20 protein-coding genes are annotated in these 23,024 nt (G+C 70.9%); 7 read left to right on the forward strand and 13 right to left on the reverse strand.

All coding sequences use genetic code 11. From position 1 onward, the window contains the following. Window positions 1-96 precede the first annotated feature (96 nt). From ACSRUE_RS07405 to ACSRUE_RS07415, 3 genes are read left to right on the forward strand one after another with little or no spacing between them, the layout of a single operon-like run. Window positions 97-1,665, forward strand: a complete 1,569-nt coding sequence (locus ACSRUE_RS07405; protein ID WP_441290397.1) for a sugar ABC transporter ATP-binding protein — start codon at window positions 97-99, stop codon at window positions 1,663-1,665. Then, the gene (locus tag ACSRUE_RS07410; RefSeq protein WP_441290398.1) at window positions 1,662-2,717 is read left to right on the forward strand and encodes an ABC transporter permease; all 1,056 of its coding nucleotides are present in this window, start codon (window positions 1,662-1,664) and stop codon (window positions 2,715-2,717) included. The genes ACSRUE_RS07405 and ACSRUE_RS07410 overlap by 4 nt, the downstream gene beginning before the upstream one ends. Window positions 2,718-2,722: 5 nt before the next feature. After that, window positions 2,723-3,691 carry an ABC transporter permease gene (locus ACSRUE_RS07415; RefSeq protein ID WP_441290399.1) on the forward strand — a complete coding sequence of 323 codons (969 nt, stop codon included), beginning with the start codon at window positions 2,723-2,725 and terminating at the stop codon, window positions 3,689-3,691. Between the two features lie 195 nt (window positions 3,692-3,886). On the opposite strand, the gene ACSRUE_RS07420 is transcribed toward ACSRUE_RS07415, so the two are convergent. The 8 genes from ACSRUE_RS07420 to ACSRUE_RS07455 all read right to left on the reverse strand — a co-directional run bounded on the left by ACSRUE_RS07420 (window position 3,887) and on the right by ACSRUE_RS07455 (window position 13,302). Then, window positions 3,887-4,798, reverse strand: coding sequence for an SMP-30/gluconolactonase/LRE family protein (locus ACSRUE_RS07420; RefSeq protein WP_441290400.1), 912 nt, complete (start codon window positions 4,796-4,798; stop codon window positions 3,887-3,889). Between the two features lie 12 nt (window positions 4,799-4,810). Further along, a complete protein-coding gene (locus ACSRUE_RS07425; protein ID WP_441290401.1) occupies window positions 4,811-5,395 on the reverse strand; it encodes a transposase in 585 nt (194 codons plus the stop codon). After that, on the reverse strand, window positions 5,392-5,778 hold the full coding sequence (locus ACSRUE_RS07430) for a helix-turn-helix domain-containing protein (RefSeq protein ID WP_441290402.1): 387 nt from the start codon (window positions 5,776-5,778) through the stop codon (window positions 5,392-5,394). The genes ACSRUE_RS07425 and ACSRUE_RS07430 overlap by 4 nt, the downstream gene beginning before the upstream one ends. A 223-nt stretch (window positions 5,779-6,001) precedes the next feature. Further along, window positions 6,002-6,901 (reverse strand): M20/M25/M40 family metallo-hydrolase, encoded by a 900-nt coding sequence (locus ACSRUE_RS07435; RefSeq protein ID WP_441290403.1) that lies wholly within the window; start codon window positions 6,899-6,901, stop codon window positions 6,002-6,004. Window positions 6,902-7,005: 104 nt separating this feature from the next. Further along, entirely contained in the window at window positions 7,006-9,510 is a 2,505-nt protein-coding gene (locus tag ACSRUE_RS07440; RefSeq protein ID WP_441290404.1) for a GH25 family lysozyme, read from the reverse strand. A gap of 570 nt (window positions 9,511-10,080) precedes the next feature. Continuing rightward, window positions 10,081-11,454, reverse strand: a complete 1,374-nt coding sequence (locus ACSRUE_RS07445) for a sigma-54-dependent transcriptional regulator (protein ID WP_441290405.1) — start codon at window positions 11,452-11,454, stop codon at window positions 10,081-10,083. Continuing rightward, window positions 11,451-12,959 (reverse strand): ATP-binding protein, encoded by a 1,509-nt coding sequence (locus ACSRUE_RS07450; RefSeq protein WP_441290406.1) that lies wholly within the window; start codon window positions 12,957-12,959, stop codon window positions 11,451-11,453. The genes ACSRUE_RS07445 and ACSRUE_RS07450 overlap by 4 nt, the downstream gene beginning before the upstream one ends. Window positions 12,960-12,996: 37 nt before the next feature. Next, window positions 12,997-13,302 carry a hypothetical protein gene (locus ACSRUE_RS07455; RefSeq protein ID WP_437943488.1) on the reverse strand — a complete coding sequence of 102 codons (306 nt, stop codon included), beginning with the start codon at window positions 13,300-13,302 and terminating at the stop codon, window positions 12,997-12,999. Window positions 13,303-13,555: 253 nt separating this feature from the next. Here ACSRUE_RS07455 and gspC point away from each other — a divergent pair, with 253 nt between their 5' ends. The 4 genes from gspC (at window position 13,556) to ACSRUE_RS07475 (ending at window position 17,780) form a co-directional block, all read left to right on the forward strand. Then, entirely contained in the window at window positions 13,556-14,446 is an 891-nt protein-coding gene (gspC, locus tag ACSRUE_RS07460) for a type II secretion system protein GspC (RefSeq protein WP_441290407.1), read from the forward strand. Between the two features lie 276 nt (window positions 14,447-14,722). After that, on the forward strand, window positions 14,723-16,489 hold the full coding sequence (locus ACSRUE_RS07465; RefSeq protein WP_441290408.1) for a DUF389 domain-containing protein: 1,767 nt from the start codon (window positions 14,723-14,725) through the stop codon (window positions 16,487-16,489). A gap of 439 nt (window positions 16,490-16,928) precedes the next feature. Further along, a complete protein-coding gene (locus ACSRUE_RS07470) occupies window positions 16,929-17,117 on the forward strand; it encodes a hypothetical protein (RefSeq protein WP_441290409.1) in 189 nt (62 codons plus the stop codon). A gap of 249 nt (window positions 17,118-17,366) precedes the next feature. Then, window positions 17,367-17,780, forward strand: a complete 414-nt coding sequence (locus ACSRUE_RS07475; protein ID WP_441290410.1) for a hypothetical protein — start codon at window positions 17,367-17,369, stop codon at window positions 17,778-17,780. Window positions 17,781-17,887: 107 nt separating this feature from the next. Here ACSRUE_RS07475 and ACSRUE_RS07480 read toward each other — a convergent pair whose 3' ends face one another. The 5 genes from ACSRUE_RS07480 to ACSRUE_RS07500 form a co-directional block, all read right to left on the reverse strand. Beyond that, entirely contained in the window at window positions 17,888-18,475 is a 588-nt protein-coding gene (locus ACSRUE_RS07480) for an HPP family protein (RefSeq protein ID WP_441290411.1), read from the reverse strand. An 11-nt stretch (window positions 18,476-18,486) separates the two neighbouring features. Then, window positions 18,487-21,417, reverse strand: coding sequence for a molybdopterin oxidoreductase family protein (locus ACSRUE_RS07485; protein ID WP_441290412.1), 2,931 nt, complete (start codon window positions 21,415-21,417; stop codon window positions 18,487-18,489). 42 nt (window positions 21,418-21,459) lie between these two features. Further along, a complete protein-coding gene (locus tag ACSRUE_RS07490; protein WP_441290413.1) occupies window positions 21,460-21,651 on the reverse strand; it encodes a hypothetical protein in 192 nt (63 codons plus the stop codon). A gap of 241 nt (window positions 21,652-21,892) precedes the next feature. Then, window positions 21,893-22,618 (reverse strand): hypothetical protein, encoded by a 726-nt coding sequence (locus ACSRUE_RS07495; RefSeq protein ID WP_441290414.1) that lies wholly within the window; start codon window positions 22,616-22,618, stop codon window positions 21,893-21,895. A 76-nt stretch (window positions 22,619-22,694) separates the two neighbouring features. Next, a complete protein-coding gene (locus ACSRUE_RS07500; RefSeq protein ID WP_441290415.1) occupies window positions 22,695-22,988 on the reverse strand; it encodes a hypothetical protein in 294 nt (97 codons plus the stop codon). Window positions 22,989-23,024: the final 36 nt, after the last annotated feature.

Genomic DNA, 23,024 nt, shown 5'->3' on the forward strand with positions numbered 1-23,024 from the left:
GACACGTCAAAGACACGTCAAATAGACATGAAGTCGCGCCCCGCGGGCGCCCCAGCAAATAGACATGAAGTCGCGCCCCGCGGGCGCCCCAGCATCATGATCGAACCGGTGAGCCCTCCGCTTCTCGAGCTCCGGGCCGTCTCCAAGCACTACGGCGGGGTCACCGCCCTGAGCGGCGTCGACTTCGCCTGCGAGCCGGGGAAGGTGCACGCGATCCTCGGCGAGAACGGCGCGGGCAAGAGCACCCTCATCAAGATCATCGGCGGCGTGGTCAAGCCGAGCGCCGGGGAGCTCTTGCTCCGCGGCAAGCCGGTCCGGTTCGACCACCCGATCGAGGCGAACGCCGCCGGGATCGTCTGCGTCTTTCAGGAGCTGTCCCTGATGCCGACGCTGACGGTGGCCGAGAACATCGGCATCACCATGCCGACGGGCCGCCTGGGGCTCTTCGATCGCAAGGCGCAGGTCCGCAGGGCCGAGGAGCTCCTGGCGCGCGTCGGCTGCGAGGGCGTGAACCCGAACGCCTGGGTGAGCGACCTGCCGCTCTCGCGCCGCCAGATGGTCGAGATCGCGAAGGCGCTCGGCAAGGACCCGCGGCTGCTGATCCTGGACGAGGCCACCTCCGCGCTGACCCACAGCGACGTCAAGAAGGTCTACGAGCTCCTGGCCGAGCTCAAGGCGCAGGGCGTCGGCATGCTCTACATCTCGCACCGCATGCACGAGATCAAGGAGCTCGCGGACGTGATGTCGGTCTTCCGCAACGGTCGGCACATCGAGACCTTCGCCAAGGGCCAGCGCAGCGACGACCAGATCGTGGAGCTCATGATCGGCCGTGACATGGGTCACGTCTTCCCGCCGAAGCCGGCGGCGCGCAGCTTCCCGGCGACGCTGCTCGAGGTGAGCGGCCTGAGCTGGGAGCGGCAGCTCGAGGACGTGTCGTTCAAGCTCGGCAAGGGCGAGATCCTCGGCATCGGCGGGCTCGACGGCCAGGGCCAGCGCGAGCTGTTGCTCGGCTTGTTCGGTGTGCTCAGGGATGTGCGCGGCGAGATCAAGATCGACGGCAAGCCGGTCAAGCTGACGAGCCCGCGAAAGGCCAAGGACCGCGCGCACGGCATCGCCCTCGTGCCTGAAGACAGGAAGACCGAAGGCCTGATGTTGCCGATGGCCATCGCCACGAACCTGTCGCTGGCGTCGCTCGACAAGTTCACGCGCGGCGTGGTGATCGACCGCCGGCGCGAGGCCGCGCGCATCGACGAGGTGGTGCGCCGCATCCAGATCAAGATCGGCTCGCTCGACCACCCGGTGTCGTCGCTGTCCGGGGGCAACCAGCAGAAGGTCGTGCTGGCCAAGTGGCTGATGACGGAGCCGCGGCTGCTGATGCTCAACGATCCCACCCGCGGCATCGACGTCGGCACGAAGCAGGAGATCTACCAGCTGCTCCGCGAGCTGGCGGACGCCGGCACGTCCATCCTCTTCTACACCACGGACTACGACGAGCTGATCGGCTGCTGTGACCGCGTGCTCGTCCTTTACCAGAACCGTGTGCAGGGCGAGCTCGTGGGGCCCGACATCACCGAAAAGAACATCCTGGACCTGGCCCTCGGTCTGCGCGGCGGGCCTGAGCGCGCGAGGCGCGAAGACGAACGCGCGCCATCGGAGGCACGATGAACGACTGGAAGCTCCGCCTGCGCCAGAACCAGGGCCTGCTCGTGGCCGTCGGTCTGTGCATCGTGTTCTACGGGCTCTACTCGGCGTCTCATCCCAAGGGCTTCAGCGCGCCGCTGGTGGGGCAGAACGCCAACGAGTCGTTCGTGCTGGTGGCGGCGGCCATGGCCCAGACGATCCCCGTGCTGACCGGCGGCCTGGATCTGTCCGTGGGCGCGGTGATCACGCTCGTCAACTGCGTGGCCTCGCACGTCCTCGCCGGCAGCGCGCTCACGATGTTCCTGGGCATCCTGCTGTGCCTGGCCGTGGGCATGGCGGCGGGCCTGCTCAACGGTTGCCTCGTGGTCTATGGCCGCCTGCAACCGATCATCGCCACCCTGGCCTCGGGCACGATCTTCCTCGGCGTCGCGCTGTTCCTGAGACCGACGCCCGGCGGCCAGGTCGACGGCGATCTGGCGTTCGCGGCCACCTTCGATCTCAACGAGCTGCTGCAGGTCGCGGGCGCCGCCCCCCTCGACGGCGCGCTGGGCTTCGTCGGCAAGATCCCGTCGCCCGCGGTCTGGATGGCGCTGCTCGCGCTGCTCTGGACCTACTACCGCCGCACCCGCTACGGCCTCGGCGCTTACGCCGTCGGCGCGTCGCAGGAGGCAGCGTACATGTCGGGCGTCCGCATCAAGCGCGTCAAGCTGGCCGCGTACACGCTGTCGGGGTTCTTCGCCAGCGTCGGCGGCCTCTACCTCGCGCTGCAGACGACGTCGGGCAACGCCGACATCCCGCAAGCCGGCTCGTACACGCTGAACTCCATCGCCAGCGTCGTGATCGGGGGCACCTCGCTGTACGGAGGGATCGGCGGCGCCATAGGATCGCTCTTCGGCGCGCTGGTGCTCCGCTCCGTCGCCTTCAACTTCCGCGTCTTCGACGAGGGCTCGGCGCTTGGCCTCCTCGCCAACCCGCTCTACCAGCCGCTGTTCGAGGGCCTCATCCTGCTCGCGGCCGTCTGCCTCGGCGCGCTCTGGGTCATCCGCGTCAAGAACCGGCTGCAGGTCTTCAGGTGAGCTCGATGCAACAGCCCCTCTCCCTCAAGAGCCGTCTCGGCGAGATCGACAAGCCGACCTGGTACGCGCTGCTGTCGATCGGCGTCGTCCTCGTGAGCGGCTCGATCGGCACGCTGGTCACCCAGGGCACGCTGAGCTTCCTGAGCCCGTACTACATCCTGCAACAGCTGCAGATCGCGGCCTTCCTGGGCGTGGCCGCCACGGGCATGATGTACGTGATCCTGCTCGGTCACATCGATCTCTCGCTGCCGTGGGTGCTCACCTCGAGCGCCATGCTGGCCGCAGGGATAGGCGGCTGGGCCGCGTTGCCCTGCGGCCTGGCCGTCGGCGCCGCCGCGGGTCTGGTGAACGGGCTCGGCGTCGCCTATCTGCGCGTGCCCTCGATGATCTTCACGCTGGGCACGAACACGGTGCTTCAGGGGCTGATGGTGCTCTACACCGGCGGCTTCGCGCCGCGCAGCGAGGCGCCGGCGTGGATGGAGGTCCTGGCCGTGGGCAGGACGCTCTCCATCCCGAACTCGCTGTTCGTCTGGATCCTGGTCGGCGGCGTCGCCACCTTCGTGCTGAAGAAGACCGCGCTCGGTCGCTACATCTATGCCGTGGGCAACCAGGAGCAGGCCGTCTACCTCTCGGGCGTCCGAACGCACTTCGTGCTGATCGGCGCCTTCGTGATGTGCGGCGTGTGCTCCGCCATGACCGGTATGCTGCTGGCGGGTTTTTCGCACAAGGCCTACCAGGCCATGGGCAACGACTACCTCATGCCGGCCATCGCCGCGGTGGTGATCGGCGGAACCAACATCATGGGCGGGCGCGGGACGTACCTCGGTACCGTCCTCGGCACCATCCTGATCGTGCTGCTCCAGAGCATGCTCAGCGTGCTGCAGATGCCCGAGGCCGGCCGCCAGATCATCTACGGCGCCGTGATCATCGCCATGCTGCTCGTCTACGGCCGACAACATCAGGAGGGACGATGACCCGTTCCAGGACGCCTTGGGGCGCCCCGCTCTAACAGCGGTTTCCGCCCCCCTCTGCACCCTGCCGAGCAGAGCGACGGTCTCCCGCACAGGAGACGGGCCCAGATCGGCGTTTTCGGCGCGGAAGCGAACGAAGGTGCGCTGAGCACCGAAAACGTCGAGGTGGGCCCGTATCCGAAGCGGGTGACCGTCGCTCTAGCCGCGGGTGTTCAGGTAGACGGCGTACAGCGAGGTCGTGCCGCAGATGAACAGGCGGTTGCGCTTGGCGCCGCCGAAGCAGACGTTGGACACCGTCTCGGGGATCAGCACCTTGCCGAGGAGCGCGCCGTCGCTCGCGTGGCAGTGCACGCCGTCGCCGGCCGACAGCCACAGGTTGCCGTGCACGTCGACGCGGAAGCCGTCGTACACGCCGACCGGGCAGGTCGCGAACACCTCGCCGCCGGTCAGCGTGCCCTTCGCGTCGACGCGGAACTTGCGCACGTGGCGCGGGCCGCCCTTCACGTGCGTCACGCCGGTGTCGGCGATGTACAGCAGCGACTCGTCCGGCGAGAAGGCGAGGCCGTTGGGCTGCACGAAGTCGTCCGCGACGACCGTGAGTGCACCGGAGACCGGGTCGAGGCGATAGACGCGCTGCGCGCCCTGCTCGCTCGGCGACGCGTCGCCTTCGTAGTCGCTGTCGATGCCGTAGCTCGGGTCGCTGAACCAGACGCTGCCGTCGGACTTCACGACAACGTCGTTCGGCGAGTTCAGCCGCTTGCCCGCGAAGTGCGACGCGAGCACCGTGCGCGAGCCGTCGTGCTCGGTGCGCGAGATGCAGCGGCCGCGGTGCTCGCAGGACACGAGGCGGCCCTGCAGGTCGACCGTGTGGCCGTTGGCGTTCATCGCGGGCTGCCGGAACACCGAGACCGAGCCGTCGGTCTCGTCCCAGCGCATCATGCGGTCGTTCGGGATGTCCGACCAGACGAGGTAGCGCCCCGCTGGGAACCACGCCGGCCCCTCCGCCCAGCGGCAGCCGGTGTACAGCTTGTCGACGTGCACGTGCGGGAGCGCGAGCTTGCGGAAGCGCGCGTCGACCACCTCGAAGCTCGGGGTCAGCTCGATGACCATCGGGTTCTCCTACTAGAGCGGGGAGCAGGTCCGAGGGATACAGTACCCGCAGTGGTTGAACCAGCCGCGTGCGTCCGTCGGAGTGATCGCTCCGATCGCGTGCCCCATCGACTTGTAGACGGCTGAGGGCGTTCGAGGTGCATCCGCTCGGATCGACTCTTTGATCTTGGAACCACAATTCTCGACCGGTGAAAAGTCCGGGGAGTAGGGCGGCAGGTACATCAACTTCGCGCCAGCGCCTTCGATCGCTTCGCGAACGCCCCGCGTGCGGTGTGACCCGAGGTTGTCCGCGATGACGACCTGGCCTGGCCTCAGCGCGGGCACGAGCTGCCCCTCGACGTACGCGCGGAAGGCTACGCCGTCCATCGTGCCCTCGAACGCGAAGGGAGCGACGACACGATCGAAGGCCAGCCCGATCGTGAGCGTGATCGTGGGGTCGGTGTTGATCGGCACCGCACCGTGGGCACGGACTCCCCGTTGCGCCCATGCGTGCCTCCGCGTCATGCCCAGATTGGTCCCAAATTCGTCAATAAAAATCAGCTTTTGTGGATCGAGTCGAGCGAGCTTCTTCGCGAAGGCCCGGCGAGCCGCTCTCACATCCTCCGTGTCGCGCTCGGCTGCGTGGAGCGCTTTTTTTTCCGGGTGATGTTCAGCCGCCGCAACGCCCGGCCGACGGTATGGCGGCTGGCTACGATGTGATCACGGCGCGCGAGCTGGTCAGCCAAATCGTCCAGGGTCGCATCGGAGGACGTCGCCACGAGCGACCTCAGGTCATCCAGGGCTTGCCCGTCGATCTTCGGTCGCGGCCCGTTGGCGCGAGGGCGCGGCGCAACGCTGCCGGTCGTCCGGTAGAGCGTGAGATAGGACTGCACGGTTTTCGGTGCGACTTCGAACTGCTCGGCCAGGTCGCGTACCGATCCTTCCCCGTTCTCGTACGCCTTGACGATGCGCTCTCGAAGGTCGAGTCCGCAGGGTCGCATCCTTGCTGCCCTCCCGCCACGGGGATGCAAGCCGCGTGCACCTCGGACCTGCACCCCGCTCTAGAGCGACAAACGGGTTGAAACCACGAGAAAAAGCAGGAACTTCACAGGGAGGCGGGGAGGCGGGGAGCGAGAGACGGCAAGAGGGAGAAATTTATTTCTTCTTCCTCCCCATCTCTTGCCTCCCTGTGAAAATTCTCCGGGTTTCAACGTGATCGATGTTCTAGCCGTTCCGGACTTGCCGCATCACCGTCGCGAGGATGAGCTGCGTCACGCGGCGCATGAAGCCGTAGTCGAGCGTCTCGGGGGTGTCCGTCGGGCGGTGGTAGTTCGGGTTGCGGAACTCGGCCGTGTCGGTCCAGAGCATGGCGGGGATCTTCGCCTTCCAGAACGGCGAGTGATCGCTCCGGTGGAGCACGGGGAGCCAGTCTTCGAGGCCGAGGTAGACCTTGAGGCCCACGACCGGCAGCTCGGGCACCATCACCTCTGCCTGCTTCGCGGCGAGCTCCACGAGGTGGTTCGAGCGCTGGTTCGTGAGCAGCCCGATGAAGTCGCCGACGTCCGGCGCGCCGGGGACCGGGACCGGCATCCGCTGGGATCCCGGCTCGTGGCTCGCGTAGCCGACCATCTCGAGCACGTGCACGGCGGCGATCGGCCCTCCGCCCTGCGAGCGATGGCGCGCCACGAACTCGACGCTGCCGAGCAGCCCGTCCTCCTCGCCGTTCCAGGCCACGAAGCCCACCGGCGGGGCCGGCTCGAAGCGCGAGAGCGCCCTGGCGCAGGCGAGCATCGCGGCGATCCCGCTCGCGTTGTCGTCGGCGCCGGGCGTGTCGGGCACGCTGTCGTAGTGCGCCCCGACGAGGATCATCGGGCGATCGACCGCGGCCCGAGGCGTCGCGACCACGTTCCCGAGCTCGCCCTCGATCTCGACGGCGTAGCCCCGCTCCTCCAGCGCCGCGGCGACGTACTGCGCCGCGCGGCGGTTCTCCGCGCGCTGGCGGAACATGTGCCGCGGCCTCGCGAGCGCGACGACCGCGTCGAGCAGCTCCGCCTCGCTGACCGACGCGAGCGCGTCGATCAGGCTGCCGTGACCGCCCATGGCCTTCGTGCGTCTCAGCTCCATCGCGGGGACTCCTCCTGCTACCGGCGGAGTGTAGCCGAGCCCCACCCCTCCCCTCACCCCTCCCCTCACCCCGAGGCTCGGCCGCGGCCAAACGACCGCATGGGTCACCCGAGCGGGTGCACTTCGTACCTCGGAACGCTGATGATCCCCTCGTCGCTCACGAGGCCGCACAGCGCCGGGTCGAGCAGGACGTCGGCCACGCAGCGCTGCTCCGACCCGAGGGCCATCAGGCCGCCGATCAGCCGCACCCCGTGGCTGTAGTCGACGTAGGTGTCCTCGTGCGGCAGCCGCCGCCGGAGCGACGTGTCCAGCGGCTGCCACGGCTTGCCGTCCGCCTTGTAGAAGCCGAAGATCGCCAGCCGGCGCGCGTGGTGGTGCAGCCGGTTGGTCACCACGACGTCCTTCTTGTGTCCCGCGAGCAGCTCGCCGAGCTCGCCGACCCGGCGCTGCTCGATGGCCAGGTGGTGCTCACGAAAGCGCTCCACCTTGGTGCCGTCCCGGGGATCGAACGGGATGGCCGTCTGCTTTCGCGAGGCGGCATAGACGTCCTTCACGAGCTTCTTCGTCGGCAGCACGCAGCCGCACGCATCCGCGACGCGCTGGGCGGTGACGCCGGTGAGCGGCATGCGCAGGAAATCGGTGTCCGGGCCGATCGCCAGGTAGTCGGCGCACACGTACACGACGCCCCGCTTTCCGTCGGGCGCCTCGACCGTCACGCGATGGAAGCGGCGCAGGAAGCTGGGCACGTTCCCCCGCAGCACCTCCTGGAGGAAGAGCTCCTCCCGCGCCGCGAGCGACAGGCCCCGGACCTGCTCGTAGAACCTCGTGCCGGTGAGCGCGCCCGGATCACGCGGCGGCAGCCAGTCGAGGCCCGTCCCGTCGAACACGGGCGCCAGCCGCGCGGACCCGGGCTGCGCCTGGCTCGACGCGAAGAACGCCACGGCGCCCCCGGCGTCGTTCGCCCGAGCCGCCGCGACCGGCTCGGGGGTGGCGGTCACCGTGAACCGGAAGCCGCTCTCCGCGAACGTGTAGCTGCGGGCGCCTGCCGCGTCGTGGCCCGGCGTCGCCATCGCCGCCGACCCGCCCGCCGCTCCCTGGAGCTCCGCCTGCGGCCCTGCGGCGCGCGCCGCGCCTCCCGCGGCCGCCCCCTGGCCGACGACGCCCAGGAGCGCTCGGCCCAGCGCGCGCGGCAGCTCGAGCGCGCAGGGCGGGCGCGGCAGCGCGCGCTGCATGGCGTCGCGCGTCTCGGGCCCGACCGCGCCGGTCACGGGCAACCCCATCTCCTGCTGGAAGATCCGCGTGGCCGCCTCGGTCTCCGCGCCGAAGTCGCCGTCCGCGCCGAACCGCGGCAGGAGCCCGGCGCGCCACATCGACAGGTGCTGTTGCCAGGCCTTCACCTCGGGCCCCTTGGCGCCGCGCGCGAGCCCGCCGCCCGGCGGCGCGGCGCCGTAGTCGAGGCCCGGGATCCGGCCCGCGTGCGTCCAGCCGCGGTCCAGCGCCGGGAACACGCCGACGCCATGCGCGGTGTCGCGCGCCTCGATGGTGCGGCCGTCGCCCAGGCTCATGGCCACGTGGGCGTGCTCGGGGCGCCCGCCCGTGAACGGGTCCGCCGAGAAGCGGAACAGGAGGGCGCCGCGGGTCGCGATCGCCGTGTCCACCGGCATGAGCAGCCGCGCCGCCTTCACGTGGCGCGCCTGCATCCAGGAGCCGTCAGGCATCGTGGGCTCGACGGCGAGCTGGGCGCAGCCCCACTCGATGAGCTCGGAGCAATCGAACGCGGAGGGGTTGGGATCGGTCAGGCGCACCTCGTGCCCGAAGATGTATCTGTCGTCCGCCTGCGAGAGCAGCTTCTGGCAGAGCGCGTCGGCCGTGGGCAGCGGCTCGGACGTCACGGACCCGGCCTCGAGCCGGGCGAGGCGCCGCAGATCGCTCACCGTTCCATTGAACAGGTTGGCGTCCACCGTGTTGGTCCGGATGCCCGGCATCACGGCCTTGGCGGTGATCTGCCAGAACGACCACGCAGACCAGGGGTCCCAGGACCTGAGCGGCTTCCTGTGCGCCCAGTCCGCCCATTCCTTCGGGTTGGCCGGCGGCCTCGCCCGCACCGAGTCGAGGCCGTAGGTATAGTTCGCGATCCAGAGCGGGCAGTCGACGAACTCGGAGCTGCCGCCGAGGTGATCGTGCCAGAAGTTGTGGCGGGTATAGAGGATGACCGAGCGGCCCGGGTAGCGCGACTTCACCTCCTGGACGAAGCGACGGGTCCACACCTGAAGAACCAGGGTGTCCTGCGACGTCCAGACATGGCCGCTATTGCCCGCATGCTGCGTCTCCTCGAGGTCGAGCACGATGTCGAGCTCCCCGGGCTCGAGGTCGCCGACCGCGCTGCATAGCTTCTGCGCCTGCGCGGCGGCGTCGAGGCGCGGCAACGCATAGTGGTAGTACCCCCGGAGGAGCCCGCAGCGCGCGGCCTCGGCCCGGTTGATTGCGAACTTCCTGTCGACCCCCTCCGTCCCGTACGTCGCCCGGATGAAGACGAAATCGAGCCGTGAGGCGAACGCGTCCCACTGGATATTTCCCTGGTGCACCGAGACATCAGCACCGCTCAACATAGGCTCCCACCTCCCCCGCACGCGCGGAGCGCGGCGTCGTGTCCGAGAGCCGTGCTCCGCGTGCGCGCCCTTACGCTCATGTCGCGCCGCCCGGGCGACGTGATCCCCGGGGTAGCTCAATTGCTATCGCAGGGCAGCGCGTCCGTCGAGCCAGGTCGACGCCGCGGAACATCCGTCCGTGCGGTCATGGTGGCTGTGGCGACGGTGAAGGCGGCACGATGGCCGAATCGGCTGGTCACATGTCGTTGGTGTGCACGAGCTACCGGCGCGGCGAAGGCGGGCAACGCGATAGCGCGCTTCAAAGGAAGGAGTCCTGCAATACCTGCTGCTTAAAGGTCATGCATTGCGGACCGGGCATTGCGATCGGCACGGGTCCCAACGAGCTGTCAGGGAATGTGACGAGCCGCTGCGAGCCCGCCCTCCACGGCGTCACCCCTCGCCCGCCGTGTCGACCGCCGCCGCGAGCACGAGCGCGGCTCTGCAGCTGCCGCCCCTCCTGCGCTGGCAGCGCCCTGGCCTGCTGGCGAAGCGGCCGAGCAGCGCGGCCCGATCCAGGCCCGCGCCCGGCCCTCAGGGCCCCTGCTCGCCGTCGCTCCCCCCGCCGAACCAGCGCTGGAGCGTCCGCCGATCGACGCCGAGCAGGGCCGCCGCCCGCTGCTTCTTGCCGCCCACGCGCCGCAGGACGACCTGCGCGTACTCGCGCTGGAGCTCGTCGAGCGTCATCAGCCGATCCGCCGCGGTGTCGAGGAAATCCGGCGCGCCTCGCCGCGCGCGCACGCCCTCGGGGAGGTCGTCCGGGGAGATCCGCGCGCCGTCGCAGAGCGCCACCGCCCGCTCGATCGCGTTCTCCAGCTCGCGGACGTTGCCGGGCCAGTCGTGCGCGAGCAGGCGCTTCACCGCCGCGCCCGAGAACCCGGCGATCGGCTTGCCCGCGTGCGCGGCCGCCCGGGCCAGGAAGTGCTCGGCCAGCGGCAGGATGTCGTCCGTGCGGTGCTTGAGCGACGGGATCGCGATCTCGATCACCGCGAGCCGGTAGAAGAGGTCCTCGCGGAAGCTGCGCTCGGCGACCGCCGCGCGCAGGTCGCGGTTCGTCGCCGCGATGACGCGCACGTCGACGGGCTCCGACGACGCCGCGCCGACCGGGCGGACCTCCCGCTCCTGGAGCGCCCGCAGGAGCTTCGCCTGGAGCGGGAGCGCGAGCTCGCCCACCTCGTCGAGGAACAACGTCCCTCCGTCGGCCTCCTGGAACATCCCGGGCCGGTCGCTGCGCGCGTCCGTGTAGGCGCCCTTGCGCACCCCGAAGAGCTCCGCCTCGATGAGCGACTCCGGGATCGCCGCGCAGTTGACCGCCACGAACTTCCTCCCGCGACGCCGGCTCTCGCCGTGGAGCGCGCGCGCCACGAGCTCCTTGCCGCTCCCGCTCGGGCCGCTCACGAGGACCGTCGCGCGGCTGTCGGTCACGCGCCGCACGAGCGCGATCACCTCCTCGATCGCCCGGCTGCGCCCGACCATCCCCGCGATCGAGAACCGCTGCGCGACCTCCGAGCGGAGGTCGGTCAGCTCGACCGTCATCGCCCGCTGCCCGAGCGCCCGCTCCATGCGGAGCGCCATGTCCGCGGGCTGGAACGGCTTCGGCAGGTAGTCGAACGCGCCGGCGCGCATGGCGCGGACCGCGGTGTCGATCGAGCCGAACGCGGTCATGGCGATGATCGCCGTCCGGGGATCGAAGCGCGCGATCCGCTCGATGAGCTCGATCCCGTCCATCTCGGGCATGCGCACGTCGGTCACGACGAGGTCGAACTCCCGCTCTTCGAGCAGCGGGAGCGCGAGCAGCGGCGCGGTCAGCGTCGCCGGCTCATGGCCCATGTCGCGGGCGATGTCGGCCACGAGCTTCACCATCTCGAGCTCATCGTCGACGATGAGCACCTTCGCGCGGGCGCTCACGCTCGAGCCTCCGCGCGCGCGGGCAGCGGCGCGGACACGGCGCGCGGCAGGGTGACGCGGAAGCAGGCGCCGCCGTGGTCCGTCGGGGCGAGCTCGACCGAGCCGCCCGCCTCGCGCACGATCCCCTCGACGATCGCCAGCCCGAGGCCGGTGCCGCCGCGATCGCCCTTCGACGTGAAGAACGCCTCGAAGACGTGCTCGGCGACCTCGCGAGGGACCCCGGGCCCGCGGTCCTCGACCTCGAGGGCCGCCTTGCGGGCGTCGACGGTCTGGAGCCGCACCGTGATCTCGCCCCCGCGAGGCTGCGCCTGCGCCGCATTCAGGCACAGGTTGAACGCCACCTGGAACAGGTGGTCCGCGTCGAGCACCACGTGCAGCGGCGCCCCGTCGTGCTCGATCCGGGTCGCGACGCCGCGCTGCCGGCACTCCGGCCCGAGGAACGCGAGCACCTCGCGCGCGACCTGGGCCACGTCGCTCCCGCGACCGAGGAGCCTCGGCGGCCGGGCGACCGAGAGCAGCCGCGCCACCACGCGGGAGATGCGCTCGGATTGCGTCGCGATCGTCTCCAGCTCGCCGCGGGCCGGCTCGGGCCACCCGGGCTGATCGGCGAGGCGGCGGGCGCGCGCCAGGATGACGCTGAGCGGGCTGCCGATCTCGTGGCCGATCGAGGCGACCACCTGCCCGACGGCCGACAGCGCGTGCGCCTGCTGCAGCTTCCGCTCGGCGGCGGCGCGGGCGGCCTGCTCCTGCTCCAGGCGGGCGCGCGCCTCGGTGAGCGAGGCCGTCATCGCGTTGAACGCCCGCGCGAGCCGCCGGAGCTCCTCGGCGCCCGCCTCGGGCACCGTCACCTCGAGCTCCCCGCGCGCCACCCGCTCGACGCCCGCCACGATCGCGCCCGCCGGGCGCCCGACCGTGGCCCGGCTCGCGAACGCGGCGATCAACGCCACGGCGCCGAGCAGCGCGGCGCCGGCGAGCGCCAGGCCCCGGTTCGAGCTCCGCGCGAAGGCGTCCAGGTAGCGGAGCTCCCGGACGACGACGGCGACGACCGACAGACCCCGCTGCGAGAACGTGACCGTGCGGACGAGCGCCCGCCCTCCGCCGAGCATCCGCTCCTCCTCGATCTCCTCGCCCGTCGCGAGCGCCCTGCGCGCGAGCGCCGCGAGCTCGGCCGACTCGCCGGCGATGGGATCCGTCACGAGGATCGGGCCCCCGCGCTCGTCGAACGCCGCGATCCCGAGGATGCGCTCGGCCTGCGCGAGCCGCTCGATGCGCTGCTTGAGCAGCTCGACCTGGCCGCGCTCGACGGCCCCGCCGATCGCCGCCTCGACCAGGCTCGCGTGGTGGCGCAGCTCGGCCGATGCCTGCCGGCGGAGGAACTGGTGCCGCGTCGTGTGGATCACCGCCCCGTAGAGCGCTACGGCCAGGACGATCGGCACGAGGAGCATGAGCCAGAGCTGGAGCGTCAGCCCCATCGCGCTCCGTCTCTCGTGGCTTTGCGCGTTCATGCGATCCATTGTCCCAGAGGCGACACGATGTCGCATCTCATCGGGCCTCGCAGGCGCCCTCGCGGCAGAGCTGGTCGGACCGGCAGTCGCGCGTGTCCCGGCACCGGGGCACGCATCGACCCTCGATGCACCGGTCCCCCGGGCTGCATAACGAGCTCGAGACGCACTCGACGCCGCGGGAGTTGATGCAGTACGCGAGCCCCTCGACGGGGCGCTGACACTCGCTGTCGTCGGCGCAGGGCGCGCCGCGTGGCTCCGGAGCGCAGCCCGCCGCCGCAGAACCGGCCATGGCGGCGAGCGCGGCGAGCAGGGGGAGCGGGGCGGCGTCCGTCCTTTTCTTCATGCATGGGCGGGCAGCAACTCCCGAGCCAGCTGGGCACGGATGCTGCTCCAGCACGGGCACGCGGCTCTCGGGCGCGAGAGCCCCGGCGCGCGACGGCCGCCAGAAGGGGCCTCCGTGCTCCGTCAACGCGTGCTGGCGACGATTGCTGGCGGGCTGCGGGGCGCACCGACGCTCGCGTGCACGCCCGCTCTGGAAGGCGACGGTGATTCCGGAACTCCTCATCAAGCGAACTCTCCCGGTAATCCTCGGCGGGATGATCATGACGGCTGCGTACCAGCAGGCCTCCGGGATCTCGTACCTCGTGGAAGAAGCGTGGCTGTCCGGACTTCCGCAGCCGCGGCCGCAACCGCGGCCGCAGCCGCGGCCTCTCCTGGACGACGGCGATCATACGACCAGCGCGACAGCCATCCTGGCGCGGAACCCGTTCGACTCGGTGACAGGGCCCCTCACGCCGAAGCCCGCCAGCCAGCAGGAGGACGAGGCCTCCGCCGTGGGCGCCGATCCTCTGTTGGATCCGATCTGTGAGGGCGCGCGCGTCCTCTTGATCGCCGCCTCGGAGGATCCCTCCTGGTCCTTCGCCACGATCGCGGCCGGGCGAGGGGAGCCGCTCCTGCGCCGTGAGGGCGACGTCATCGAGGGCCGCTCCGTCGTCGCGATCGGCTGGGATCGCGTCTGGCTCGCCGAGCCGGGGGCGCGGTGTCAGGTCCGCATCGGCGACAACCGGGGCGCGCCGCGCGCGCCCCCCGCGCCGCCGCCCGCGGCGCCGCGGCCGAAGCGCGGCGCGCTCCCGCCGGAGATCGCGTCGAAGATCCGGAAGGTGAGCGACCGCGAGTTCGTGGTCGACCGGACGGCGATCGAGCTGGTTCTGGAGAAGCAGGGGGAGCTCATGCGCTCCGCGCGGATCGTGCCAGCGCGGGAGGGGGAACGCGTGATCGGCGTCCGCCTCACCCGCGTCGCGCCCAACTCGCTGCTGACCGCGGTCGGCCTGCGCAAGGGGGACACGATCCGCTCGATCAACGGCTTCGACATGACCGACCCCCAGAGCGCGCTTCAAGCCTACGCCCGGCTGCGCTCGGCGAACAACCTCGCGATTTCCCTCCAGCGGGGGGGAAAGGACATGACGATCGATCTCCGGATCCAGTGAGCGCGCCCTTGCAGGTCCATGACCTCGACCTGGTCCGACGCGGACGACCCCTCCATGCCGGCGCCGCCTGCTCGCGATCGAGCGGTTTCTCGAGCGCGAGCCGAGGCTGCGGGACGAGGTCCGCTCCCTCCAGCTCGCCGTGCCCACGCGGGAGATGGCCGGCGCGTACACGGACTTTCGGCGGCTCGTGCACGAGAGGGTCGGACGCGGCGTCGTCCGAAGGCGCCCGCGCTTTCCAAGAAGAGCGCGGCGGAGCGGCGCGTGATAAGCCCGGCCATGGATCAGCACCCCAGCCGTGAGCCGCCGCTCGAGGAGCCGCCCGGGGGGGCCATCCCGGTGGCCCTGCAGGACCGCATCGCAGCCGCGTTCGGCATCGAACCTGAGGGTCGCGAGGCCATCGTCCGGAGCATGCTGGAGCGGAGCGCCAGGGGGGCAGCGGGCTACTGGCTCCAGCTCTTCCTCGCCATGGGCATCGCCTCGCTCGGGCTCGTCCTCGGCAGCGGGGCGGTCGTCATCGGCGCGATGCTGATCTCGCCGCTCATGGGGCCCATCGTCGAGCTCGGGATGGGCCTCGCGATCGGCTCGCCTTTCCTGGCGCTGCGCTCCTTCGCCCGCGTCACCTCCAGCGTCATCGCCGTGGTGACCAGCGCCGCGCTCCTGACCTTGGTGCTGCCGTTCTACGAGGTGACGGCGGAGATCGCGGCGCGCACCTCGCCGACCGTGCTCGACCTGCTCATCGCGATCTTCTGCGCGATCTCGGCCGCCTACACCACGGTGAGACCCGGCTCGGACACGACCTCGACGGCCGCAGGGACCGCCATCGGCATCGCGCTGGTGCCCCCGTTGTGCGTGATCGGGTACGGGATCGGCACGCGGATGAAGAACATCGCGAGCGGCGCCGCGCTGCTCTTCACGGCGAACCTCTGCGCGATCCTCCTGTTCGCCATCCTCTGCTTCCTGCTCCTCGGCTACGGCGCTGTCAGCACCGCGAAGCTCGAGCACGCGGAGCTCGCGAAGCAGAAGCCGGGGGCCATCCGCCGTGCGGCGCGCGCGTTCCAGGTCTTCTTCGAGCTCCGCCACGGGTGGATCTTCCGCGTCCTGATGCCGCTCGCGCTCCTCGGCGCCGTGTACTTCCCGCTCCGGGAGGCGCTCGCGCGGGTGTCGTGGCAGGTGCGTGTCCGCACGGCGATCCAGCGCATGCTGGACGCGCTGCCGCAGAGCACGGTGCGGTCGAGCGTCACCGTCGACCATGGTAGCGTCGCCGTGCGCCTGGTGACGCTCGGGCGAGCGGGCGATGCGGAGAAGCTCGAGCACGACCTGCGCGACAGGATCACCGCCGTCGCGGGCATGACGCCCAAGGTCGACGTGATCGCCGTCCCCGACGCCAGCGCGCTGGAGGAGGTGGCGGCGTCGGTCAGGGCGCCGCCCGCCCCCATCGACATGGTGCGCAGGGGGCCCGATCTCGTGCAGCTGCGAGAGGAGCTCACCGCGTCGCTCGCGGGATCGTGGCCCCACGCGGCCGGGCCGCTCGTCACGTGGCGGCTCCGGTTCCCGGAGAACGAGCCGGTCCTGCTGGAAGCCGTCCATGTCGGGCCAGAGCTCGGCGCCGCGGCGGCTGACCTGCTCGGGCGCGCGATCTCGCGGGATCTCGGCGCGGAGATCGCGGTGCACGATCGCGCCATCTCGCCCGAGCTCATCGCGGCCGAGCCGGCAGGCGGACGCTCCTGGATCGAGGAAGCGCGGTCCGCGCTCGCCTGGGTGGAGGACATCGAAGAGCTGTACGGATGCGTCGAGGTGCCCCAGAAGGTCCCCCAGAGTCCGAGGGAAAAGCCGAACGAGGAGAACGAGGAGATCGAAGCGACGCTCGAGGCGCTCCGGTCCCTGCCGGCGCTCCGCACCGATCGGGTGCACGTCCGTGAGGGCGCGCGGTGGCGGGCGGTCGTCTCGACGTCTCCGTGCGCACCGCCGGAGCCCGCGCCGGCCGATGCCGGCGCCCCGATGGACCCCCGAGCTCCAGCGGACGCCGCCGCGGTCGCTCGCTGAGGCCAGTCGCGCGAGGGATCCGCTCACGGCGATCATCGCGGATTGGGCCGGTGCCGGTGCCCTGCCGCGGACTGGCCGGGCGCCCTGCTGCAGCTTGGCCGGGGGCCCTGTTGCGGCTGGGTCTCTGATCCTGCTCTGGATCGGTGGAGCGCAATTCGAGGTGCAGTGTGGATTGTGAGCTGGCCGCGGCGCCGTATCGCGCTCGTGGCGAAGCTCGTGCGGGGCGTGACGGCGCGTGAGGCGGCTGTTTACCGGCGCCTCGCGACCTCCGTCGCGCGGAGCTTCTCGCCCGAGCTGCTCGGAGCGCAGCGTCTCGGGCGTCGGCGCTGGCTCCTCTACCTCGAACAGATCGTGCCGGCGCACCGCTGGCCCTGGACCGACAGCGCGCCCACCGCCCAGGTGCTCGAGCGGCTACCTCGTCGCGCGCGGCCTCGCCCCCGTGCTCACCCGGCCCCTGCGCGATGCCTACTGGTTCGCGGCGGCCTCCAACGTGCTCGCGGGCGCGCTCGGGCACCAGCTCTCGATGGCGAGCCGACCCGGGGCCTCCCCCAAGGCCCGCGCGGCCGCGACCCGGAACGCGACGGACTGGCTGCGCGTCATCCGCCGGGCGGACGCCTGCTGGCGCTGACATGCGCGCGGTCGTCAAAGAGCAGCGAGATGCCGCGGTCCGCGCGAGCTCGCACGGCGGGCAAACCGTGCAGACGTCGTTCGGTGAACTGGTGGCTCCCCCGGAGAGGCATCAAAGAGAAGATGTGAGGATGGAGAGCGCGGCGCGCTGTGAAAAGCGGGAGACGCGGGACATCGCTCCCTCATCCCCGCGCCCGGACGAGCGGCGTGAGGCACTTCTCGACAGCCGAGCGGGCGTTAAGCTTCCTTCATGAAGCTCGGCGCACGGCTCACCACCCACGCATTCTCGGCCGGCGCCGCCGGGATCAGCTTCATCGTCCAGCCGCTCCCGGGTTCGGACCAGCTGTTCGTCATTCCGATCCAGTACCTGCTCGCGGCGTCGCTCGCGAAGGAGCGAGGCACGTCCCTCTCGAAGCCGGCGTGGTCCCAGGTCCACCAGCTCATCTGGGGCGGCGGCGCCCTTCGTCTCATGATCGGCTTGACCCTGGGGCTGATCCCGCTGGCCGGCGCGGTGACGAACGCGATCACGGCGCTCGTTACGACCGAGTACCTCGGGCACTACGTGGACAGGGCCCTCGACAACCCGGACAAGCCGCCTCCTGACCTGTCGATCCAGGATATCCTGGACTCCATCACGTCCCTCTTCACCACGCGAGCGCGGTAGGCAAGCGGTCCCTGGGTCGAGCTCACCTGCGGCTCTTGGAGCCGAAAGGTGAGCTCCCCCAGACGGCCCTGCGCAAGGTGTTCGGTCGATGAGCCAGCCCGGCCGCATCAAGGCCCGCGCGAAGACGGGATACGCGCCCGCCGCGCGAGCTCGCCCGGGAGCGCGACGAGCAGCACGCCGACGGTGATCGTCGCGACGTCGGACCAGTCCGCCCTGAACCCGCCGAGCGTGATGAGCATCGTGGTCGCCGCGGCCGGCGCGTGCTGGGCCTTGAGCAGCTCCTGCGAGAGCAACGTCAGGGCCACGGCGAGGACGGACGCCCACGCGCGGCGCCACAGCAGGTGTCCGGAGCCCATCACGGACGGCTCGGCCGCGGCGCCGAGCACGGCCACGGCCGCGGCGGCAGCCACGATACCGAGCAGGTGGCCGACGAGCGTGTTGTAGAGCCGCGCGCCCGGGCTCCGCGGCGTGGTCACATGAACGAACACGGTCGGCCCGAGGCTCGGGAATAGCCACGGCTTGCCCATCACGAGCCCGACGGCCGCAGGGAGCGCCATGAGCGCCGCCCCGGCGAGCGGAGCCCAGACGGCCTCCGGTAACCTGGCGAGGCGAGCGCGCGCGGCGTGGAGCCTGGGTCTGGGTGCGGTGCGGTTCATCATCGGCCAGCGCTCGCCCGCGCCTTGGTCCGGGATCATCCCTCCTGCCGTCAGAGCGGGACGCCCAGGATCTGCGGCGCATGCGCGCCCACCTGCGTCAGGAGCCACGCCTGCTGACGATGGGTGTTCTCCTCGATCCTGTCGCAGCTCGCCATGAGCGCGCGATCGAGCAGCATCATGGCCGTCTTCTTCACGGCGACGAGCGTGATGTGCAGGTCGGCCGCGAGCACGTACAGCTCGTGCAGCCCCCGGAGCTGCCCGAGGTGGCCTTCCCTTGCCCGGTTCAGGCGGATCTTCTCCGGCAAGGAGCCGAGCTCGTTCGCGTCGCCGGCCGGCGGGGCCGGGTTGTACGGCCGCGCCGCCGGCTCCAGCCACGAAAGCGACTGCCGCGAGATCTCCTGGAGCCGCGAGAGCCCCATCGACAGCTCGCCTTCGTTCAGCGCGTGCTCGGACGCGGCGTCACACGCCACGATGAACCGCTCGTGGGCCAGCCGGAGCAGGCCGAGGTAGTCGGCCAGGCGCTGTCGCTCGGGCGCGTCGCCGGAAGGGCGCGTGATCGCCGACGCGATCGCCGAGGCCGCGGCGCCAGCCCGCTCGACGACCCGCTCCGCCACGCCGGCGACCTTCGCGACCGCGGTGCGGGCGGCGCTCACCTTCTGCAGTTTGGCCGCAGCGAACTTCACGGCCGGCTGCTTGCTCACCGGGTCCCAGGTCGTCATCGTCAGCTCGTTCGCGGCCCGCGGCCGCCCGTCCGGCTCCGCCCCGTCGGTCCCCTCCTCGTCCCAGTACCCGTAGTGAAACGGGATGAACACGTGCCCCGGGAGGATATCCCCGAGCCTCGCCGCCCCGCGCACCCGGCCACGGCGGGTGATGACGTCGACCATCTCGCCCTCGCTCACGTCCATGCGCGCGGCGTCCTCGGCGCTCATCTGCACGAACACGTCCGGGGCCGCCGCCTGCAGCGCCGGGGACCGGCCGGTCTTCGTCCTCGTGTGGAAATGGTAGATGAGCCGCCCGGTCGTCAACCAGAACGGATACTCGTCGTCGGGCGACTCCGGCGGAGCAAACCAGTCAGCAGCCTTGAGGATCGCGCGGCCCGCCGGGTCGTTGGCCGCGTACTGCTCGCGCGTGACCGCCGCGCCGGTCTCGATGTCGTGCCCATAGCTCCCGCACTCGTCGACGCCGGTCGGGAAGCGCAGATCCGTGTACTGCCGCTCGGTCCCGTCCGGGTGCTCGTCGTTCACCGGCCACTGGATGCCGGAGCCGCCAGTGAGCTTGGCATACGTCAGGCCGGAGTAGTCGCAGTTCTGCCCCTTGGTGCACGCGCGCCACGCGTCGAACGCGCCCTCGGGCGTGTCCCACTTGATGAGCGGTTGACCGTCCCTGTCCGTGAAGCCCATGCGCCGGGCGAAATCGATGAAGATATCCATGTCCGGCCGCGCCTCGCCCGGCGGGTCGACGGCCTTGTACGAGATGTGCACCGTCCGATCGGTGTTCGTGAACGTGCCGGTCTTCTCCCCCCACATCGCGCTCGGCAGCACCAGGTCCGCGAACCGCGTTGTCTCGGTCGGAAAGACGTCCTGAACGACGACGAAGAGATCCTCCTTCGCCAGCGTCTTGCGGATGCGGGGCAGGTTGGGCATCGAGACCGCCGGGTTCGTGGCGATGATCCAGAGCATCCGGATCGACCCCTGCTCGGCCAGCCGGAACAGCTGGGTGCAATGGGTGTGGGGCGCGAAGGTGGGGATCACGTCCGGCTCGACGTTCCACACGCGCGCGAGGTCGGCCACGTGCGCCGGGTTCTCCATGTTGCGGAACGCGGTGAACTCGCCGTCTGCGCCGGTCTCGCGGGTGTTCTGGGCGGTCGGCTGGCCGTTCGACTGGATCACGCCGCAGCCGGGTTTGCCGATCATGCCGCGGATCAGGACGAGGTTGTTGACCTGGCACGCCGCGGCCGTGGCCTCGTGCGCCTGGTAGATGCCCTGGAGCGCGGTGGCCAAGAGCCGCTCGCTCGTCCCGAGCAGGTGCGCCGCGGCGTTCAGCTGATCCACGGGGACGCCGGTGATCTCGGCCACGCGCCGGGGCGGGTACGCCGCGACCTTCTCCCGCAGCGCCGCGAACCCGACCGTGTGCGCGTCGACGAACGCCTGGTCCACATGCCCGTGCTGGATGATCAGGTGCATGAGCCCGTTCAGCAGCGCCACGTTCGTGCCGACGCGCAGGGCCAAGTGGACGTCGGCCTCCCGGGCGGTGTCGGTCGTCCGCGGGTCGATGACGACGAGCCTGGGCGGGTTCGGACCCCGGCGGCGGTCGAGGATGTGCATCCACGACACCGCCTGTGTCGCCGCGATGTTGTGGCCGACGTGCAGGATGCAATCGGCGACGTCGAAGTCCCGGTAGCTCGACGGCTGCCCGTCGCGGCCGAACGTCTCGCGGAGGGAGCTGCCAGCCGTGGCGGTGCACAGCCGCGTGTTCCCATCGATGTGGTTCGTGCGGAGCCCGGCTTGGGCGATGACGCTGAGCGTGTAATAGTCCTCGAGAAACAGCTGTCCGCTGTTGTAAATGGCGACCGCGCCGGGCGTGTACCGGGCGACCACGTCCTTGCACCGGCGGGTCAGGAGCTCCATCGCCTCGTCCCACGTGGCCTCGCGGAACGTGTTGCCCGGCTTCTTGCCGGTGCGGATCAGCGGCCGGGTCAGCCGGTCGGGGCTGTTGTTGGCGACCCAGCCGTTCAATCCCTTCGGGCCCAGCCGGCCGCGGTTGACGACGTCCTCTGCCCGGCCACGGACGCCGACGATCCTGTTCCCCTTGACGCCGATATCGAGCCCGCATCCATTCGTGCACAGCACGCAGCAGGACTGGACCCACCGCTCCGGCTCCTCGTCCGTCTGCGCGTCGACCCGTGCCGGCCACTGGTGCTCGCCGAAGTACGGCGTCCGCTCGCCCCACGGGCTCGTCACGCTGTTGCGTGTCTGGTGCATGCTTCGACTCCTTCCGCGTCGTCCTGCGTTACGCAGCGATCATCAGACCCATTCCCCTGCGAACAGCGGCGTTGCCCGGCGATTGCCGCAATCCATCCGGAGGTCCTTGCTCCGGCGGGCCCTGCCTTGCGGAGCATGGATGTCCGGGAGCTGCTTCTGCCCGATCACGATCAGCCGGTAGAGGTCCTTGTCGTCCGGCCGCGGCACGGCAAAGAGCCGCTGGACGTCGTCCATTCCCTCGACGTCACCGAGCTCCCGCTCGACCTTCGGCCGATAGAGGAATTCGGCCGATAGAGGAAGTAGATCTCGCCGCGCTCGAGCACCTCCGTCACGTCCCCACCTCCTTCGGCTCGGTCCCGGCGGAGCAAGCACTGAGCGTGCCGCCTGCGGCCGGGGGACCCAGCTCAAGGGTCACCGCCGCCCGACCAGGTAGGCGGCGAGCGGTGAGGTGCCTTGAAGGCGAGCGCCGCCCGGCTCAGCGCCGGAGCGCCGCCGCCGCCCGCCCCGAGACGGCGGTTCCGCTCACGACGACGGCCGACCCCAGCTCGAGGAGGGCGACGAACGTGAGCACCATGGGATAGATGCCGACCAGCGCGAGGATGCCGAGCACGACCGCGGCGGCGCCGACGAGCGACTGCAGGCCGGCGGCGGCGATCGACGCCTGACGAGCGACGTAGGCGAGGTGCTGGTGCGCGCCGTGAGTGTCGAGCGCGCCGAGGTCCGCCGTCGCGCCGCCGCCGAGCAGCAGCGCGCCGCCGAAGACGATCACCGCGATCGAGGTCAGCGTCATGGGGGCGAGGCCGAGGAGCGCGAGGATGCCGAGCACGACGCCGGCCGCGCCGCAGACGAGCTCCGCGCCCAGACCGCCTCCGAGCTTGCCGCGCGTGTCCCACTCGACGGGCGGCGTGGCGCGGGTCAGCGCGCCGAAGCGCGAGGCGATCGCGCCGCCGTGCGCGATCAGCGCGGCGCCGAAGACGATCGTGGCGATCGAGGTGAGCTCTCCCGGGATGATCCCCGTCAGCCCGATGATGGCGAGGACGATCGTCGCCGCGCCGCACAGCACCTCGGCGAGCGAGCCACCGAGCACGACCTTTGGCGCCGCCTTCTCCTGCTCTGGTATGCGCCGCGCGCCTGACAGCGGCGGTATCTGGCGCTCCGGCTGTGCAAACCGTTCACGTTCCTCGGGTCCTGGTGTCGGCATCTGCATGATTCTCCCGTCCTGTGGTGAGGCTTCGTCGCGCTCACGCGCGCTCGGACCTGCACGTGCTGCGCCGGCCTCACGTGAGGAGGCGCCGCCAGGGGGCGCTGCGCTGGGCCGCTGCGCGCCGCGCGGAGGCCCCGGCGATGGCCGCTGCGCACAGCGCTACGGCGCCGAGCGACCAGCGATGGATGTCGAACCAGAGCTCCGGGATCGAGGCCTTGGCGCGCCGGTCGAACGGGCCGCGTGCTCCGAAGTTCCACGGCACGGGTGCCCACAGGTTGTCGAGGCGATTCGGGTCCAGGGGCTCATCGGTCTGCTGTCGCGTGTACCCGACCTTCGCGAGCCAATGATCGAGCAGCCCCGGGATCACGCCCAGCGTCTGGGCGGGCGCGGCGGCTCCTGCACC

It is taken from the genome of Sorangium sp. KYC3313, from assembly GCF_052075895.1.
GTDB classification, from domain to species: Bacteria; Myxococcota_A; Polyangia; order Polyangiales; family Polyangiaceae; genus Sorangium; species Sorangium cellulosum_B.

Bases quoted from the DNA above. Each gene is read 5' to 3' on its own strand.
- ACSRUE_RS07430 (WP_441290402.1), bottom strand. From the start codon at position 5,778: ATGCGACCCTGCGGACTCGACCTTCGAGAGCGCATCGTCAAGGCGTAC.
- ACSRUE_RS07475 (WP_441290410.1), top strand. From the start codon at position 17,367: ATGAAGCTCGGCGCACGGCTCACCACCCACGCATTCTCGGCCGGCGCC.
- ACSRUE_RS07410 (WP_441290398.1), top strand. From the start codon at position 1,662: ATGAACGACTGGAAGCTCCGCCTGCGCCAGAACCAGGGCCTGCTCGTG.
- ACSRUE_RS07435 (WP_441290403.1), bottom strand. From the start codon at position 6,901: ATGGAGCTGAGACGCACGAAGGCCATGGGCGGTCACGGCAGCCTGATC.
- ACSRUE_RS07480 (WP_441290411.1), bottom strand. From the start codon at position 18,475: ATGATCCCGGACCAAGGCGCGGGCGAGCGCTGGCCGATGATGAACCGC.
- ACSRUE_RS07495 (WP_441290414.1), bottom strand. From the start codon at position 22,618: ATGCCGACACCAGGACCCGAGGAACGTGAACGGTTTGCACAGCCGGAG.
- ACSRUE_RS07450 (WP_441290406.1), bottom strand. From the start codon at position 12,959: ATGAACGCGCAAAGCCACGAGAGACGGAGCGCGATGGGGCTGACGCTC.
- ACSRUE_RS07405 (WP_441290397.1), top strand. From the start codon at position 97: ATGATCGAACCGGTGAGCCCTCCGCTTCTCGAGCTCCGGGCCGTCTCC.
- ACSRUE_RS07490 (WP_441290413.1), bottom strand. From the start codon at position 21,651: ATGGACGACGTCCAGCGGCTCTTTGCCGTGCCGCGGCCGGACGACAAG.
- ACSRUE_RS07485 (WP_441290412.1), bottom strand. From the start codon at position 21,417: ATGCACCAGACACGCAACAGCGTGACGAGCCCGTGGGGCGAGCGGACG.
- ACSRUE_RS07440 (WP_441290404.1), bottom strand. From the start codon at position 9,510: ATGTTGAGCGGTGCTGATGTCTCGGTGCACCAGGGAAATATCCAGTGG.
- ACSRUE_RS07420 (WP_441290400.1), bottom strand. From the start codon at position 4,798: ATGGTCATCGAGCTGACCCCGAGCTTCGAGGTGGTCGACGCGCGCTTC.
- ACSRUE_RS07465 (WP_441290408.1), top strand. From the start codon at position 14,723: ATGGATCAGCACCCCAGCCGTGAGCCGCCGCTCGAGGAGCCGCCCGGG.
- ACSRUE_RS07455 (WP_437943488.1), bottom strand. From the start codon at position 13,302: ATGAAGAAAAGGACGGACGCCGCCCCGCTCCCCCTGCTCGCCGCGCTC.
- ACSRUE_RS07415 (WP_441290399.1), top strand. From the start codon at position 2,723: ATGCAACAGCCCCTCTCCCTCAAGAGCCGTCTCGGCGAGATCGACAAG.
- gspC (WP_441290407.1), top strand. From the start codon at position 13,556: ATGATCATGACGGCTGCGTACCAGCAGGCCTCCGGGATCTCGTACCTC.